Source organism: Tatumella ptyseos (assembly GCF_030552895.1).
GTDB classification, from domain to species: Bacteria; Pseudomonadota; Gammaproteobacteria; order Enterobacterales; family Enterobacteriaceae; genus Rosenbergiella; species Rosenbergiella ptyseos_A.
Genome location: NZ_CP130649.1, coordinates 1,646,215 through 1,661,156 on the forward strand (window position 1 = coordinate 1,646,215; position 14,942 = coordinate 1,661,156).

The following is a 14,942-nucleotide window of genomic DNA, read 5'->3' on the forward strand; positions in this document are numbered from 1 at the left end:
TATGTTAGAAACCCTATTAGAAGTCAGGAATCTGAGCAAAACCTTTCGATACAAGACTGGGTTATTCCGCTCCCAACAGGTTGATGCAGTTAAAAATGTCAGTTTTACTTTGAAGGAGCGCCAAACGTTAGCCATTATCGGTGAGAATGGGTCAGGAAAATCCACGTTGGCCAAAATGCTGGCTGGAATGGTTGCTCCGACATCGGGCGAAATGTTGATTAATAATCAGCCCTTATTTTTTGGCGATTATCGTTTTCGAAGCCCACTTATCCGGATGATTTTACAAGACCCCACCGCCTCGTTAAATCCTCGACAACGGGTAAGCCAAATTCTCGATCTCCCGCTCAGGCTTAACAGCGAACTGACCGATGAACTCCGTATCCAACATATTATCGCTACCTTGAAAAAGGTGGGGTTACTTAAAGAGCATGCGGGGTTATATCCCCATATGTTAGCGCCAGGACAACGTCAACGTCTTGCGCTCGCCAGAGCACTCATCTTACAACCTAAAATCCTGATCGCAGATGAGGCCATGACCTCTTTAGATATGACTATGCGGTCACAATTGATTAATTTGATGTTAGAGCTGCAAGAGCGCGATGGGCTATCTTATATTTATGTCACACAACAAATTGGCATGATGAAACATGTCAGTGACTCACTGATTGTGATGCGCGAAGGTGAAGTGGTTGAACGGGGCGGGACTGCAGATGTATTGGCTTGTCCGCTTCATGATTTAACTCGAAAATTAATCAATAGCCACTTTGGTAGTGAACTCACGTCGGATGCATGGCGTAACGACTAGATAATTCGGCTAATATTTCGGCGCTATCCTCGTCAAATTAGCCTATCTAAGAAAAGTCGTGTTAGAATCGCGCCAACTTTTTTGCAGAGATCGTTTCTGCTAACAATACTGATAGTTAAGGGACAAATATTATGGGTTTTCTTTCAGGTAAACGCATTCTTATCACGGGTGTAGCAAGCAAGTTATCAATCGCTTGGGGTATCGCACAAGCGATGCACAAACAAGGTGCTGAGCTGGCTTTCACCTATCAAAACGACAAGCTTAAAAGCCGTGTTGAAGAATTCGCTAAAGAAGTCGGTTCTGATATCGTTCTGCCTTGCGATGTTGCTGAAGATGAAAGCATCAAGACATTATTTGCTGAATTAGCAAAAACCTGGCCTAAGTTCGACGGTTTCGTGCACTCAATTGGTTTCGCCCCTGCCGATCAGTTAGACGGTGACTATGTGAATGCGGTAACGCGTGAAGGTTTCAAAATTGCCCACGACATTAGCGCATATAGCTTCGTTGCGATGGCAAAAGAGTGCCGTGAAATGCTGAATCCTAATGCAGCCTTACTTACCCTTTCCTACCTAGGCGCTGAGCGTGCAATCCCTAACTACAATGTCATGGGTCTAGCAAAAGCTTCTTTAGAAGCTAACGTTCGTTACATGGCTAACGCGATGGGTCCAGATAGCGTACGTGTTAATGCCGTTTCTGCGGGTCCAATCCGTACATTGGCTGCATCAGGTATCAAAGATTTCCGTAAAATGTTATCCCATTGTGAAGCGGTAACGCCAATCCGTCGTACCGTAACGATTGAAGACGTGGGTAACTCTGCTGCCTTCTTATGTTCTGATTTAGCTGGCGGTATCACCGGCGAAGTCGTTCACGTTGACGGTGGCTTTAGCATCGCAGCAATGAACGAATTAGAACTTAAATAATATTGTTGAGCAGGCACGCTCAGTGCCTGCTTAATTCCTCCTATCCTTCCACTCCCACTGCTAATTGCGCGATTAATGTCTTGCCGCAACGTATCGATTCGCGTAAAACTGGTTGCCGCCAATTAGCCACAGATGACTGAAAATTATGCTTCAAGATAATCCGCTGCTGGCGCAGCTAAAACAAACACTGCATGATCAGACTCCACGCGTTGAAGGTGTAGTTAAAGGAACCGATAAAGGGTTTGGTTTTTTAGAGGTTGAAGGCCAAAAAAGCTACTTTATTCCCCCGCCGCAAATGAAGAAAGTCATGCACGGCGATAAAATTAGCGCGGTGATCCAAACAAATAAAGATAAAGAAAGCGCCGAGCCAGAGAAACTGATTGAACCTTTCCTCAGTCGTTTCGTGGGACGAGTACAGAAAAAAGATGATCGGCTATCCATTATTCCTGACCATCCCTTACTGAAAGATGCTATCCAATGCCGTCCAGCACGTGATGTTGATCACGAATTCGTTGCGGGTGACTGGGCTGTTGCAGAGATGAAGCGCCATCCGCTCAAAGGTGATCGGGGTTTCTACGCTGAACTGACTGAGTACATTACGTTCGGTGACGATCACCTTGCTCCTTGGTGGGTGACACTGTCACGTCATAATTTAGGTCGTGGTGCGCCTGAAGCTGATTTACCAGCATTTCAGCCTGAAACACTTGATCGTCGTGATCTCACCGCACTCGATTTTGTGACCATAGATAGTGCCTCAACCGAAGATATGGATGATGCATTATTGACTCGCCAACTTGATGATGGAAAGCTTTGCCTAACCGTCGCGATTGCTGACCCGACGGCTTGGGTTGTGCCTAATACGCCTTTAGATGATATTGCTGCAGAACGCGCTTTTACAAACTATTTGCCAGGCTTCAATATCCCTATGTTGCCGCGCGAGCTATCCGATGATTTATGCTCGTTACGCCCTAACGTAAAACGCCCTGTCCTAGCCTGTGATATCACCATCGATAGCGAAGGTGCCATCACTGGAACACCTGAATTCTATGCAGCATGGATCGAATCGAAAGCGAAACTGGTCTACGATAACGTTTCAGATTGGTTAGAAAATACAGGTGAGTGGCAACCCGAAAGTGATGCGATTGCTAAGCAAATTAATTTATTGCAAAACTTCTGTAGTACCCGTCATCAATGGCGTAAAGCTCATGCTCTTGTCTTCCGAGACCGCCCTGATTACCGCTTTGTACTGGGTGAAAAAGGTGAAGTTTTAGAGATAGTTACCGAGCAACGCCGAGTTGCAAATAAGATGGTCGAAGAAGCTATGATTACAGCGAACATCGTAGCGGGAGAAGTATTACGCGATCAGCTTGGATTTGGTATCTATAACCTGCACAGTGGGTTTGATGAGCAAAATGCTGAACAAGCGAGTGCCATCCTGGCTAACCACGGGATCGTTGTTGACCCTGCGTCAATTGCGACGCTCGATGGATTCAAAGTATTGCGTCGCCGCTTAGATGAAGAGCCCACACAATATTTGGATAGCCGTATTCGTCGTTTCCAATCCTTTGCTGAAATTGGAACCGCTGCAGGACCGCATTTTGGATTAGGATTAGATGCTTACGCTACTTGGACTTCACCAATCCGTAAGTATGGCGATATGGTCAATCATCGTCTTCTAAAATCGATTATCTTGAAACAACAAGAGACAAAACCGGATGACGCCTTAACCTTACGTATGTCTGAGCGGCGTCGCCAGCATCGTATGGCTGAACGTGATGTCGGTGATTGGCTCTATGCGCGCTATTTACAACCTTTCGCAGGAACCGAGCATAAGTTTACTGCTGAAATCATCGATATCAGCCGAGGAGGCATGCGTATCCGTTTAAATGATAATGGTGCTGTTGCCTTTATTCCTGCACCGTTTATTCACTCAGTGCGTGATGAACTCGTATGTAGCCAAGAATTAGGTACTGCGATGATTAAAGGTGAAGAGCGTTATCGTGTAACAGATATCATTGAAGTAACTATCGCTGAAGTGCGCATGGAAACCCGATCTGTCGTGGCAAGACCCGTTGCTTAACGGCACGCCCAACTACTCAACCACCCTGAAGGGTGGTTTTTTTTCGCTGAGAAAACCTTGTTTAAATATGCAGTTATCCTGAACCGCAGATAGTTAATAGTGCTTAATTGTAAAATATAGTCAGCTTTGGCCTATTTAAGAGAATTCGCCTATATTATAGAGGTAATGCAAATTAAAATTCTTAATACTAGCGAATGATCTCAAAATAACTATCAGTCTGATTTGGTTGAATGGCACCTCTGGGTTACTCACATTCAACAAGGAGAATTTATGACATTTAATAATAAAGCCATGGTTAAAGCAGTGATTGCGTTAACGGTTGTAGCCGTTCTTAGTGGATGTTCTAACTGGTCAAAACGAAGCCGTAACACTGCTATAGGTGCAGGTATTGGCGCCATTGGTGGTTCAGTATTAACACACGGTGATGGCTTGGGGACGTTAGGTGGCGCCGCTCTAGGTGGTGTGATTGGACATCAGTCTGGCAATTAATACTAATGCCGGTGCCTGCACCGGCATTCATCATCAACTTCATCCGCCTGCTAACTTAACGCGATACCCTTTCTCTTCGAGGTAGCTTTTCAGAAAATCGCGCTTATCACCCTGTATTTCTATATTTCCCTCAATAACAGTCCCACCACAACCACATTTTTTCTTTAATTCGGCTGCTAGTTGACCTAGGGCTTTATCATCTAAATCTAACCCAGTGATAATACAGACGCCCTTACCTTTTCGACCACTGGTTTGACGACTTAATCGTACAATCCCGTCGCCTTTCGGACGTGAAATAACTTCTTTAACAGGGGTGATCCGCCCCCTATCAGTTGAATAAACTAAGGGTGCGTCATCTTTCATTTGGTCGACTCCAAGGAATCTAGGATATGTTGTAGAGTCTGCGCTGGATCTACTGATTGAGTGATAGGGCGACCAATGACCATGTAATCTACCCCTGCATTCACTGCATCAAGTGGCGTCATGATTCGTCTCTGGTCGCCCTGCTCACTCCCTACAGGACGAATCCCAGGCGTCACAAGTAGAAACTCTTCACCAAACTCCTGCTTGAAATGTAGCGCTTCTTGGGCAGAACACACTACACCATCGAGACCTGAAGATTGTGCTAGCTGTGCTAATTTTGCGGCATGCTGTGAAGGCGTTTCTTTAATTCCTAACCCTGTCAGATCAGATTGATCCATACTAGTTAATACCGTCACGGCAATGAGATGAGGTGCTGTGCTTCCGTAGTTATCTAAGGCGAGCTTTGCCGCTTCCATCATCCGCTCCCCCCCACCCGCATGGACATTAACCATCCAGATGCCGAGGTCCGCAGCGGCAGTAACTGCTTTTGCTACCGTGTTGGGAATATCATGGAATTTTAAATCGAGAAAAATCTCGAAATTACGACGATGTAAGGCGTGAATAACTTCTGGTCCGAAACGTGTGAACATCTCTTTCCCGATTTTCAAACGACAACTTTTCGGGTCGATTTGATCCGCCAAGGTTAAGGCTGAATCCAAGTTATCGAAGTCAAGGGCCACGATGACGGGGGACGTTACAGACATAATTTTCCTTACAATAGATAGGCAACGATTTAGCCATATTTTACCTACTTAACTAAGCCAGTGACAGTGCCAATGTGTGCCTCGCTTGAATTTGTCGTTAGTATGTTGTAACTAACGTGCGCTTTTTTTTTATGAGTCTAAACCTCTCATGGGTTTGATAGTCGACCAACTTTTGCAAGATGGACAATGCCAATAAATCGCATGGGCCGTAAACCCACATTTTTGACAGCGGTAACGAGGTTTCAATCGGAGTTGTTCTGCAACCATATCACGAAGCACCGCTAAGCTCTCCTTAGCGCGACCATCTTCTGTCCCTTCAAGATAATAGTTTACGAGTCGATGGAAACCATTCAGGGTGGGTGCAGAATGTAGTTGAGCTTCAAGAAAATGTTGCGCGGGCTCCAGTCCTTGTTGAGATTCTATCTCTTCAGCGAGATATAATTCAGCCATACTTCCTTGGTATTTCGCTACACATTGCTCTAGAAATTCTCGCCAACGACTCATATCTTCCAATCGTTGATAAGACTCTTTGATTAATGGGAGGACTTCGCTAATCATTTCCGGGTCTTGTTCAGGGACTTTTTGTAAAACCTGAATCGCTTTATCTTGTTCGTTTTTAGCCGTCCATACTCTACCGAACATGATCGAGACACGTGCACAACTCTTATCGGCTGATTCAGCCTTACGTAATAAGGCTAATGCCTTTTCTAAATCGTCCCCAGCCATAGCCTGAAGTGCAAGTTCACAATAAAAATGCGCAATGTGTGTACCTTGAGTTGACTTATCGGCTCGGGCCAATTTCTCTGCGGTATCAATCGCTTGCTGCCAATCACTAGTCAGCTGATAAATAGAAAGAAGCTGTTTGAGTGAGCTTGCTTTAAAATCATTTTCATTGATTAATTGTTTAAACATTGACTCTGCACGATCATAAAGCCCAGCAGCCATGTAATCTCGGCCCAGTTGCTGAATAGCTAGGAGGCGCTGATCGTAGTCTAAGGAAGTACTTTCCATCAAAGATTGGTGAATCCTTATCGCTCGATCTACTTCTCCACGCGAACGAAACAGATTACCCAAGGTTAAATGCGCTTCTACGTCAGTCGTATCTTCTTTCAACATATCAAGAAAAAGATCAACGGCTTTATCTTGCTGATTTGAAAGCAGGAAGTTTACCCCTGTCACATATTCACGCGACAGGCGATTGGCCTCTTGCTGCTTGCCCTGTTGGGCACTACGTCTTCCCATATACCACCCATAGGCAGCTGCAATGGGTAATAGTAGGAACAGCAATTCAAGCATCGACTGATCCTAAATAGTGAGTCTTATTGCACATAGCACGGCGTTTACTTACTGAGCTGTTGTTCAAGTTTAATAACTTTATTTTTTGCATGAGCCAGTGCAACACGCGCACGTAACCAAAATAAGCCACAAATCGCCCATCCTAACAGAAAACCGATACCGAATAACGATGCCAATAAAGTTGATAGACGGAATGTCCCCTCAGCGACTAAAAAGTTGAAGGTAACTAATTGCTCATTCTTTGCTCCAAGTGTAAAAGAGACAATGAAAATGAATAAAACGACGATAAATAGTAGCAAATATTTGAATTTCACTTGGCATCCCTTCAAACCGTTGATTTAACGAACCAACCATTTAATCAAATTGAATTAAATAAATTTACCAATTACTGCTTATAGTATGGGGATCATTCTCGCTTTTACAATCGAAATTACTAAAAAAAGCCTGTTACGATCGCTGCCGCCTTAACGTATTAAATATCATCATAACCATGAAGCTAAAGACCCAGGCAATGACTACAGAAGCTATTAGGTCTCTAGGCCAATGCATCCCCAGTGATAGTCTACTCCACATCACCGCCCATGCCCACAGTGTGACAATGATTATCACTGGCCAATATTTTCTGAAACTCAATAGCGCATAGAAAAGTAGCAGCCAACTGGCAACAAAGAAACTATGGCCTGAAGGGAATGAATACCCCGTTTCGTGCTGCCAATGTTTCTGTTGCCATTCTGACAGAGTTGGCCAATAAAGGTGGGCTTGGCTTACTAGCTGTTGACGCGCTAACTTAGGCTGCTGGTAAAACAAGTCAGGTGCTTGATGCATATGTTCCGTAAGCGCAACCACGTAAGGTCTGGGTTCGGCAAAATAAGGCTTTAATAAGGACTTAATCCCCTGCCCGCCCCATACAACTATGATAATCAAGAGAAGCAAGCTACCCAATTTATGTTGTGAGGGAGGGGTAAAGCGGTAGAGTAACACAGCAAGAATGATGGAGGTGATGATCCCCCATGGACGAGTAACTGTCTGAGTGAAGAGATAAAGGGGATAAGCTGTGACGGTATGAATAGGCCCAGTCCAATGCCAGCTACACACCAGCGCAATCACCGCTGGAAATAGTAGTAAAATGGCGCCGGCCGTTAATTTTTTAAGCTGATTACCCATAAGTCCTCATAGCATTAGTATCTTGGTGTGCTTTTTCTTGAACATCTTACAGACTTCTGCTGAGACTATGGCAGAATAGAGACAAGCATCAAAAATATTGAGTATAAATTAAATACTGAGGTATGTAATGCAGTTAACACGTGTTGCCGAGGCCAAGCTTCCCACTCAATGGGGCGAATTTCTGATGGTTGGTTTTGAAGAAAATTCCACGCAAAAAGATCATGTTGCGCTAGTGTTTGGTGACATTAGTGGTGATACGCCCGTTCTCACTCGTGTTCATTCAGAGTGTTTAACGGGGGATGCGCTGTTTAGTTTACGGTGTGACTGTGGATTTCAACTCGAATCAGCATTAGATGCCATTGCTAAAGAGGGCCGTGGGATCTTGCTTTATCATCGCCAAGAAGGTCGAGGCATAGGATTGATTAATAAAATCAAAGCTTATGCGCTGCAGGATAAAGGTTATGATACTGTTGAAGCGAATGAAGCATTGGGCTTTGCTCCGGATCAACGCAATTTTTCTTTTTGTGCTGACATGCTTACGCTTTTAGGTGTCGATAAAATACGTCTTTTAACCAATAACCCTAAAAAGGTAAGTGTTCTCAGTCAGGCTGGTATCAAAATCACTGAAAGAGTTCCGCTCCAAGTTGGACGTAATCCTAAAAATAGCCATTATCTTGATACTAAAGCCGCTAAATTAGGGCATCTATTGGGTCACTCTTAAGAATTGAACAAGATGACGTAATTCATAAGACTGAGTTCGAGAGGGATTCGGTCTTGCTCTTCCCCCCAGTTCATAAGCGATTTTCACTAAATCGCCCAAAGTAGATAGCCGACCAACGCCCAAAAGCCCACACAAAACCCTAAACTTAGTAACCATATGGTCTTAACCGAGAGTCGTAAAGTCGGGTAATGTGCGACGGCTGCTTTTCTTTGCTGTTCCATAATTCTTGCCTACTACAGTCTACTCATTAACAAAGTGTGCAGTATGGCGAGAATTTAGAACTTACTCATGATTACGATCAAGTTCAACGTGACTAAGGTGCTGAACTTTAATATATCCCTAGTCAATCTACTTAAAAGGAAGTTTTATGTCCTTAAACATCGCTTCAATATCGTCGTTCGACCGCAAAGCGATTGCGGTATCGACAACATCGCGAGTCAAATGTGATGCAAAACGCTGTATAAAGTCGTACATGTAACTGCGTAGGAAGCTACTACTACGAAAACCAATCTTCGTCGTACTATGTGTGAAGATATTCGAAGCGTCGATACCCACTAAATCAGGGTCAGAGATTGGATCAACTGCCATACTAGCAATCACACCAATCCCCAAGCCTAATCTTACATAAGTTTTAATCACATCAGCATCTGTGGCCGTGAAAACAATTTTAGGGCTAAGTCCAGCATGACTAAACGCAGTGTCCAACTCTGATCGTCCTGTAAACCCAAAGGTATAAGTGACCAAAGGATATTCGGCCAATTCTTGGATAGTGACTTCTTTTTTCTGCGCTAAAGGATGAGAAGGTGGTACCACAATCGAACGATTCCAGTGGTAGCACGGTAGCATAATCAGATCGTCATAGAGATGCAGTGCTTCCGTCGCAATAGCAAAATCCGCATTACCTTTTGAGACTGACTCCGCTATCTGAGTCGGAGAGCCCTGATGCATATGCAGTGATACTCGCGGATACTTCAGCATAAAACCTTTGATCGTTTCAGGTAGCGCATAGCGAGCTTGAGTGTGTGTGGTCGCGACGTAAAGTGACCCCTGATCTGGCCAAGTGTGTTCACCCGCTACCGACTTAATAGCATCGACTTTCGATAGCACTTCACGCGCGATACGAATAATTTCTTGGCCTGCCGGCGTGACTTGCGTAAGGTGTTTGCCACTACGTGAGAAGATTTGAATACCCAGTTCATCTTCAAGCATTCTAACTTGCTTACTGATACCGGGTTGTGAGGTATAAAGCCCCTCTGCTGTCGAGCTAACATTTAGATTGTGGTTAACTACTTCAACGATATAACGTAACTGCTGTAATTTCATTAATCTTCCTTAACACGCTACAACGTAGAGGCTAGGCTGCTTAAAGAGGCCGGAGAGAGTGCATTTCTATAACAATGATAACATTATTTATATTCAGAAAGAATAATTGGTTATAACAGTTTTGGGGGAATGAGTAAGGGAAAAAAATATGCACGCCTGCTAAGACGTGCATGAATAATCTATTTTTTAGCTTCTTGCCATCTACCGTCGATATAAAAAAGCGTCCAATTGGTCGCTTTACCCTCTTTCTCAGAAGAGATGTATTGCTGCTTTGTTTTACGACTATATCTGACAAAGGTTTTATTACCTTGGGGATCCACTGCAGGAGCTTCCGTTAGGTAAATAAATTTTTCTGGTAACCGGTCTTTAAAACGTTGGAGCTCCTCAATCAGCGGCGCACGAGTTTCCCGTGATTTAGGGAAAGTGTTTGCTGCCAAGAAGATACCCGAAGCACCATCGCGCAGAACGAAGTAAGCCTCTGATTTTTCGCATTCTAATTCTGGCAACGGAACAGGATCCTCTTTAGGGGGCGCGACTTCACCATTGCGTAAAATCTTCCGTGTATTTTTACACTCTTCGTTGGTACAGGCCATATACTTGCCGAAACGTCCCAACTTCAGGTGCATTTCGCTACCACACTTATCACACTCGACGATGGGGCCATCGTAACCTTTAATACGAAACTCGCCTTCTTCGACTTCATAGCCATCACAAGATGGATTGTTACCGCAGACATGTAACTTACGTTTTTCGTCTATCAGATAACTATCCATTGCCGTACCACATTTAACGCAGCGGCGGCGGGCACGCAGGGCATTGGTTTCCGCATCATCCCCTTCGAGAATATTCAGAACTTCACTCTCAGGAATGAGGTTAATAGTTTGTTTACAACGTTCTTTAGGCGGTAACGCATAACCTGAACAGCCTAAGAAAACGCCAGTGGTAGCAGTTCGAATACCCATAGCCCTTTCACAAGTTGGGCAATCGATAGAGGTTAGCACCATAGGATTCGGTTGCATCCCACCTTCTTCAGGATCTTTTTCTGCTTGGGTAAGCTGTTGACTAAAGTCCCCAAAGAAATGATCTAGCACCCCTTTCCACTCGGCCTGATCATTAGCGACCTGGTCTAAGTTATCTTCCATTCGCGCGGTAAAATCATAGTTCATTAATTCTTGGAAATTTTCTTCCAGACGATCTGTGACGATTTCACCCATTTTTTCTGCATAAAAGCGACGATTTTCAACCTGAACATAACCGCGATCTTGGATAGTCGAAATGATCGATGCATAAGTAGACGGACGGCCAATGCCACGTTTCTCTAGTTCACGGACCAAGGAGGCTTCGCTAAAGCGTGCGGGTGGTTTGGTGAAGAGTTGACGTGGTAAAATTTCCTGTAAATCAAGTTCATCGCCGACCTTGACGATAGGTAGTGTCATATCTTCATCATTTTTACGTAGGGCTGGCATTACTTTCGTCCACCCATCAAAGCGTAAGGTACGACCTTTTGCTTTGAGTACATATTCATCCGCTTTTACCGTTAAGGTTGTCGAATCATAACGCGCAGATGTCATCTGACAAGCAACGAATTGACGCCAAATCAGTTGATAAAGCTTACGTGCATCAGCTTCCATATCTTTGAGCTGCTCAGCATCTACTGACACGTCAGAAGGACGAATGGCTTCGTGCGCTTCTTGGGAGTTCTCTTTGTTCGAATATAGGGTCGCAGACTCAGGCAAATATTTGTCACCGAACTCAGACTGGATGTAGTCACGTGCCATACTGATAGCGTCTTGACTCAAGTTAGTAGAGTCAGTACGCATATAGGTAATATGTCCCCCTTCGTACAAACGTTGTGCCAACATCATGGTTTTTTTCACGCCGTAACCAAGGCGTGTGCTGGCCGCTTGCTGCAGAGTTGAGGTAATAAAAGGTGCGCTAGCTTTACTGCTCGTTGGCTTATCTTCGCGATCGAGGACCTCAAAACGTGCTTTTTGGAGTAATTTAACGGCAGCATCAGTTTCGGCTTTATGGGTTGGACGAAACGCGCTGTCCTGCTTATGCGTGACACGCATTAACAGTTCATCACCTCTCGGAGTATTAAGCTTAGTGTCAACTTCCCAATACTCTTGCGGAACGAAAGCTTTAATTTCCCGCTCGCGTTCGACAACAAGACGGACTGCTACCGACTGCACGCGCCCTGCGGAAAGCCCGCGTGCAATTTTTTTCCAGAGTAAGGGAGAAACCATATAGCCTACAACACGGTCCATAAAACGACGCGCCTGCTGGGCATTAACGCGGTCAATATTTAATTGACCCGGTTTTTCGAAAGCTTGTTGAATCGCATTCTTGGTGATTTCGTTGAAGACAACCCGGCTAAAGCGTTTGTCATCTCCCCCAATAATTTCTCTTAAATGCCACGCGATGGCTTCCCCTTCACGGTCTAAATCCGTTGCGAGGTAGATATGATCAGCATCTTTAGCCAATGCCTGCAGTTCTGCCACGACTTTCTCTTTGCCTGGCAGGATCTGGTAGTTAGCCTTCCAGCCATGCCAAGGATCAACACCCATACGGTTAACTAACGCCTCAGTGGCATCTTTCTTTACCGCTTTAGATCCTTTAGCTTTGCTGGTGGTTCCACTTTTTTTTGTTGCTGAACCACTCGTTGGCAAGTCACGAACGTGGCCCACACTTGATTTGACAACGTAGCCACTGCCCAGATATTTATTAATCGTTTTGGCCTTTGCAGGTGACTCCACTATTACAAGTGCTTTACCCATAAATAATCTACCTAATAGAAACGTTCATAGAACGTGAAAAACTTTGATGGATAACATTCATTACCCGCTAAATTCTGTTACAGAATATGTTATATAGCACAATTGTGGCACTGTAACGGGAAATAACCAACTGATTAAAATAATTTATTTCGTAGCGCGTGTGAAAAATTGGACCTAATAGTCTGCTACGCCAAATCGCCACACTCTACCTGATAAAATCAGTTTCGCAACATTAATTCAAGTCACTTGCGGGCTAAGCCTAGAAGAAATTGGACAAGTTAATTAACGAAATAGTTATTAAAAAGCCCCTCAAAAAAGGGGCTTATAGCTAGATGAGTAGAGGTTACAAAAGCGGTTTTTGCCCTCGTTGCCAAACCTTAAGAATCGCCTTCTCAAGCACTGAGGCGCCACTTTGCGTAAATCGCTCTACCAATGTCTTACGACGGGTATAACTGATACTTAACAGCTTAAATTGCTGCATTTTGCTGATGATCAGTGCATCGCTAGTCGAAATTTCATCAATTAGCCCTTTCTCTAGGGCCTGTTTGCCATACCAATGCTCACCTGTCGCAACACTATTGATATCCAAAGTTGGGCGCATCTCGGCCACGAAAGACTTAAACAACTGATGAGTCTCATCCAAATCTTGGCGAAATTTCTCCCGCCCCTCTTCACTGTTCTCGCCTAGCATGGTCAATGTACGCTTGTACTGACCTGCGGTATGCAGCTCAACATCGATATCATTCTTCTTAAGCAAACGATGGATATTAGGAATTTGCGCCACCACACCAATTGAACCAATAATCGAAAAAGGCGCGGCCACAATATGATTTGCAACACAGGCCATCATATAACCGCCACTTGCGGCTACCTTATCGACAACTGCAGTCAGTGTGATGCCCTGATCACGAATACGTTGCAGTTGTGAGGCCGCTAATCCGTAACCATGCACCACTCCACCAGGGCTTTCCAGTTTAAGTAATACTTCATCACCGGTCTTTGCGACAGATAAGACTGCAGAGACTTCTTTGCGAAGCGTCTCAACTTCATGAGCATCCATACTTCCTTTAAAACTCAATAAAAAAAGAACCGGCTTATTCGCTTTGCCTCCTGCTTTTGAATTGGCTTTCTCTTCTTTTACTCGCGCCTTCTCATTCTGTTTTTCAGTTTTACGCCACTGTTTTTGAGCAGAAGGCTCAACTAAAGCGAGCTCTAAACGTTTTTGGAGTTGTTCAAACTCTCTACCCGGCTCTCTAATTAGGAGTTCACCTGGTGACTGTTTCGCTTTCCCGCGTTGATTCACGATAAAGAGTATCAGGGCCACAATAACCACTAGTAAGGTCACACTTTTGGCCAAGAACAAGCCATATTCTGCTGTAAAACCCACATTATTCTCCTCTGGGGGTAAGTGACGGTAAAAATTAATTGTTTGTAATAATCTGTCGTGGTTCGTCATCACCTATAATTGTAACATAGCCATCAAAGCGGCATAACTGCTCATCTCTTTTGCATAAGGAAAACACAATGCACTATCAAGCACCCAACGACCTATTAAAAAACCGGACAATACTTGTGACTGGTGCAACAGATGGAATTGGTCACGAAGCAGCGCTTTCTTATGCGCGTCATGGCGCCCGACTTATTCTTCTTGGGCGTAATCAACAGAAGCTTGACCACGTCGGTGCCGAGATCCACCATAAGTTTGATAAATTTCCCTCACTATTTAAGATAGATTTTGCTACCGCTAAACCCGACGACTATCACGAGTTAGCACAGCACATTGCGCTGGTGGCGCCGACCTTGGACGGTGTATTACACAATGCGGGTATGTTGGGTAAAATTCTCCCCTTGATGGAAACCCCCGCTACCCTCTGGAAGCAAGTGATGACGGTCAATCTCGATGCTGCTTTTTATCTTACCCAAGCGCTTATGCCCTTGATGTTGAATGCAGAGAAAGCATCATTGATATTCACTACATCAAGCGTTGGCCGCCAAGGCCGTGAAGGCTGGGGAGCCTACGCGATGTCGAAATTTGCCACAGAGGGGATGATGCAAGTCTTGGCAGAAGAGCTTGCTACTACCAACGTTCGAGTCAACTGTATCAATCCGGGTGGTACCCGCACACAGATGCGGGCTAATGCCTATCCGAATGAAGATAGTATGAAGTTAAAAACCCCTAACGATATCATGCCATTGTATTTATGGTTGATGGGTGACGATAGTCTAACCACTCACGGTCAAAGTCTCGATGCACAACCTGGGCGTAAAGCTGGACCCGCTGAGTAATTTTTCTTAGTACT

15 protein-coding genes are annotated in these 14,942 nt (G+C 44.5%); 6 read left to right on the forward strand and 9 right to left on the reverse strand.

Annotated elements, in window-relative coordinates:
* Position 1: 1 nt before the first annotated feature.
* The 4 genes from sapF (at position 2) to osmB (ending at position 4,294) form a co-directional block, all read left to right on the forward strand.
* Positions 2-805, forward strand: coding sequence for a putrescine export ABC transporter ATP-binding protein SapF (gene sapF, locus QJR74_RS07750; protein WP_304371306.1), 804 nt, complete (start codon positions 2-4; stop codon positions 803-805).
* 131 nt (positions 806-936) lie between these two features.
* A complete protein-coding gene (gene fabI, locus QJR74_RS07755) occupies positions 937-1,725 on the forward strand; it encodes an enoyl-ACP reductase FabI (protein ID WP_304371307.1) in 789 nt (262 codons plus the stop codon).
* A 145-nt stretch (positions 1,726-1,870) separates the two neighbouring features.
* The gene (locus tag QJR74_RS07760; RefSeq protein WP_304371308.1) at positions 1,871-3,805 is read left to right on the forward strand and encodes an exoribonuclease II; all 1,935 of its coding nucleotides are present in this window, start codon (positions 1,871-1,873) and stop codon (positions 3,803-3,805) included.
* A 270-nt stretch (positions 3,806-4,075) separates the two neighbouring features.
* Complete coding sequence (gene osmB / locus QJR74_RS07765) at positions 4,076-4,294, forward strand: osmotically-inducible lipoprotein OsmB (RefSeq protein WP_304371309.1); 219 nt, start codon at positions 4,076-4,078, stop codon at positions 4,292-4,294.
* Between the two features lie 39 nt (positions 4,295-4,333).
* Here osmB and yciH read toward each other — a convergent pair whose 3' ends face one another.
* From yciH to QJR74_RS07790, 5 genes are all read right to left on the reverse strand, one after another.
* Positions 4,334-4,657: a stress response translation initiation inhibitor YciH gene (gene yciH / locus QJR74_RS07770; protein ID WP_304371310.1), complete on the reverse strand. Its 324-nt coding sequence runs from the start codon at positions 4,655-4,657 to the stop codon at positions 4,334-4,336.
* Entirely contained in the window at positions 4,654-5,361 is a 708-nt protein-coding gene (gene pyrF, locus QJR74_RS07775) for an orotidine-5'-phosphate decarboxylase (RefSeq protein ID WP_304371311.1), read from the reverse strand. The genes yciH and pyrF overlap by 4 nt, the downstream gene beginning before the upstream one ends.
* A gap of 129 nt (positions 5,362-5,490) precedes the next feature.
* Entirely contained in the window at positions 5,491-6,657 is a 1,167-nt protein-coding gene (gene lapB, locus QJR74_RS07780) for a lipopolysaccharide assembly protein LapB (protein WP_304371312.1), read from the reverse strand.
* Between the two features lie 44 nt (positions 6,658-6,701).
* Positions 6,702-6,971: a LapA family protein gene (locus QJR74_RS07785; RefSeq protein ID WP_092673508.1), complete on the reverse strand. Its 270-nt coding sequence runs from the start codon at positions 6,969-6,971 to the stop codon at positions 6,702-6,704.
* A 133-nt stretch (positions 6,972-7,104) separates the two neighbouring features.
* A complete protein-coding gene (locus QJR74_RS07790; protein WP_304371313.1) occupies positions 7,105-7,821 on the reverse strand; it encodes a phosphatase PAP2 family protein in 717 nt (238 codons plus the stop codon).
* 127 nt (positions 7,822-7,948) lie between these two features.
* Between QJR74_RS07790 and ribA the strand changes: the two genes are divergently transcribed.
* Positions 7,949-8,542: a GTP cyclohydrolase II gene (gene ribA, locus QJR74_RS07795; RefSeq protein WP_304371314.1), complete on the forward strand. Its 594-nt coding sequence runs from the start codon at positions 7,949-7,951 to the stop codon at positions 8,540-8,542.
* 86 nt (positions 8,543-8,628) lie between these two features.
* On the opposite strand, the gene QJR74_RS07800 is transcribed toward ribA, so the two are convergent.
* The 4 genes from QJR74_RS07800 to sohB form a co-directional block, all read right to left on the reverse strand.
* Entirely contained in the window at positions 8,629-8,763 is a 135-nt protein-coding gene (locus QJR74_RS07800; RefSeq protein ID WP_304371315.1) for a hypothetical protein, read from the reverse strand.
* A 127-nt stretch (positions 8,764-8,890) separates the two neighbouring features.
* A complete protein-coding gene (gene cysB, locus QJR74_RS07805; protein ID WP_304371316.1) occupies positions 8,891-9,865 on the reverse strand; it encodes an HTH-type transcriptional regulator CysB in 975 nt (324 codons plus the stop codon).
* A 179-nt stretch (positions 9,866-10,044) separates the two neighbouring features.
* Positions 10,045-12,642, reverse strand: coding sequence for a type I DNA topoisomerase (gene topA, locus QJR74_RS07810; protein WP_304371317.1), 2,598 nt, complete (start codon positions 12,640-12,642; stop codon positions 10,045-10,047).
* A 343-nt stretch (positions 12,643-12,985) separates the two neighbouring features.
* Positions 12,986-14,029, reverse strand: coding sequence for a protease SohB (gene sohB, locus QJR74_RS07815; RefSeq protein WP_304371318.1), 1,044 nt, complete (start codon positions 14,027-14,029; stop codon positions 12,986-12,988).
* Positions 14,030-14,166: 137 nt separating this feature from the next.
* Between sohB and QJR74_RS07820 the strand changes: the two genes are divergently transcribed.
* The gene (locus QJR74_RS07820; protein ID WP_304371319.1) at positions 14,167-14,928 is read left to right on the forward strand and encodes a YciK family oxidoreductase; all 762 of its coding nucleotides are present in this window, start codon (positions 14,167-14,169) and stop codon (positions 14,926-14,928) included.
* Positions 14,929-14,942 lie beyond the last annotated feature (14 nt).

Coding starts and splice junctions, on each gene's coding strand:
- lapB (WP_304371312.1), bottom strand. CDS start 6,657: ATGCTTGAATTGCTGTTCCTACTATTACCCATTGCAGCTGCCTATGGG.
- QJR74_RS07800 (WP_304371315.1), bottom strand. CDS start 8,763: ATGGAACAGCAAAGAAAAGCAGCCGTCGCACATTACCCGACTTTACGA.
- cysB (WP_304371316.1), bottom strand. CDS start 9,865: ATGAAATTACAGCAGTTACGTTATATCGTTGAAGTAGTTAACCACAAT.
- yciH (WP_304371310.1), bottom strand. CDS start 4,657: ATGAAAGATGACGCACCCTTAGTTTATTCAACTGATAGGGGGCGGATC.
- pyrF (WP_304371311.1), bottom strand. CDS start 5,361: ATGTCTGTAACGTCCCCCGTCATCGTGGCCCTTGACTTCGATAACTTG.
- topA (WP_304371317.1), bottom strand. CDS start 12,642: ATGGGTAAAGCACTTGTAATAGTGGAGTCACCTGCAAAGGCCAAAACG.
- QJR74_RS07760 (WP_304371308.1), top strand. CDS start 1,871: ATGCTTCAAGATAATCCGCTGCTGGCGCAGCTAAAACAAACACTGCAT.
- QJR74_RS07820 (WP_304371319.1), top strand. CDS start 14,167: ATGCACTATCAAGCACCCAACGACCTATTAAAAAACCGGACAATACTT.
- fabI (WP_304371307.1), top strand. CDS start 937: ATGGGTTTTCTTTCAGGTAAACGCATTCTTATCACGGGTGTAGCAAGC.
- sapF (WP_304371306.1), top strand. CDS start 2: ATGTTAGAAACCCTATTAGAAGTCAGGAATCTGAGCAAAACCTTTCGA.
- ribA (WP_304371314.1), top strand. CDS start 7,949: ATGCAGTTAACACGTGTTGCCGAGGCCAAGCTTCCCACTCAATGGGGC.
- osmB (WP_304371309.1), top strand. CDS start 4,076: ATGACATTTAATAATAAAGCCATGGTTAAAGCAGTGATTGCGTTAACG.
- QJR74_RS07790 (WP_304371313.1), bottom strand. CDS start 7,821: ATGGGTAATCAGCTTAAAAAATTAACGGCCGGCGCCATTTTACTACTA.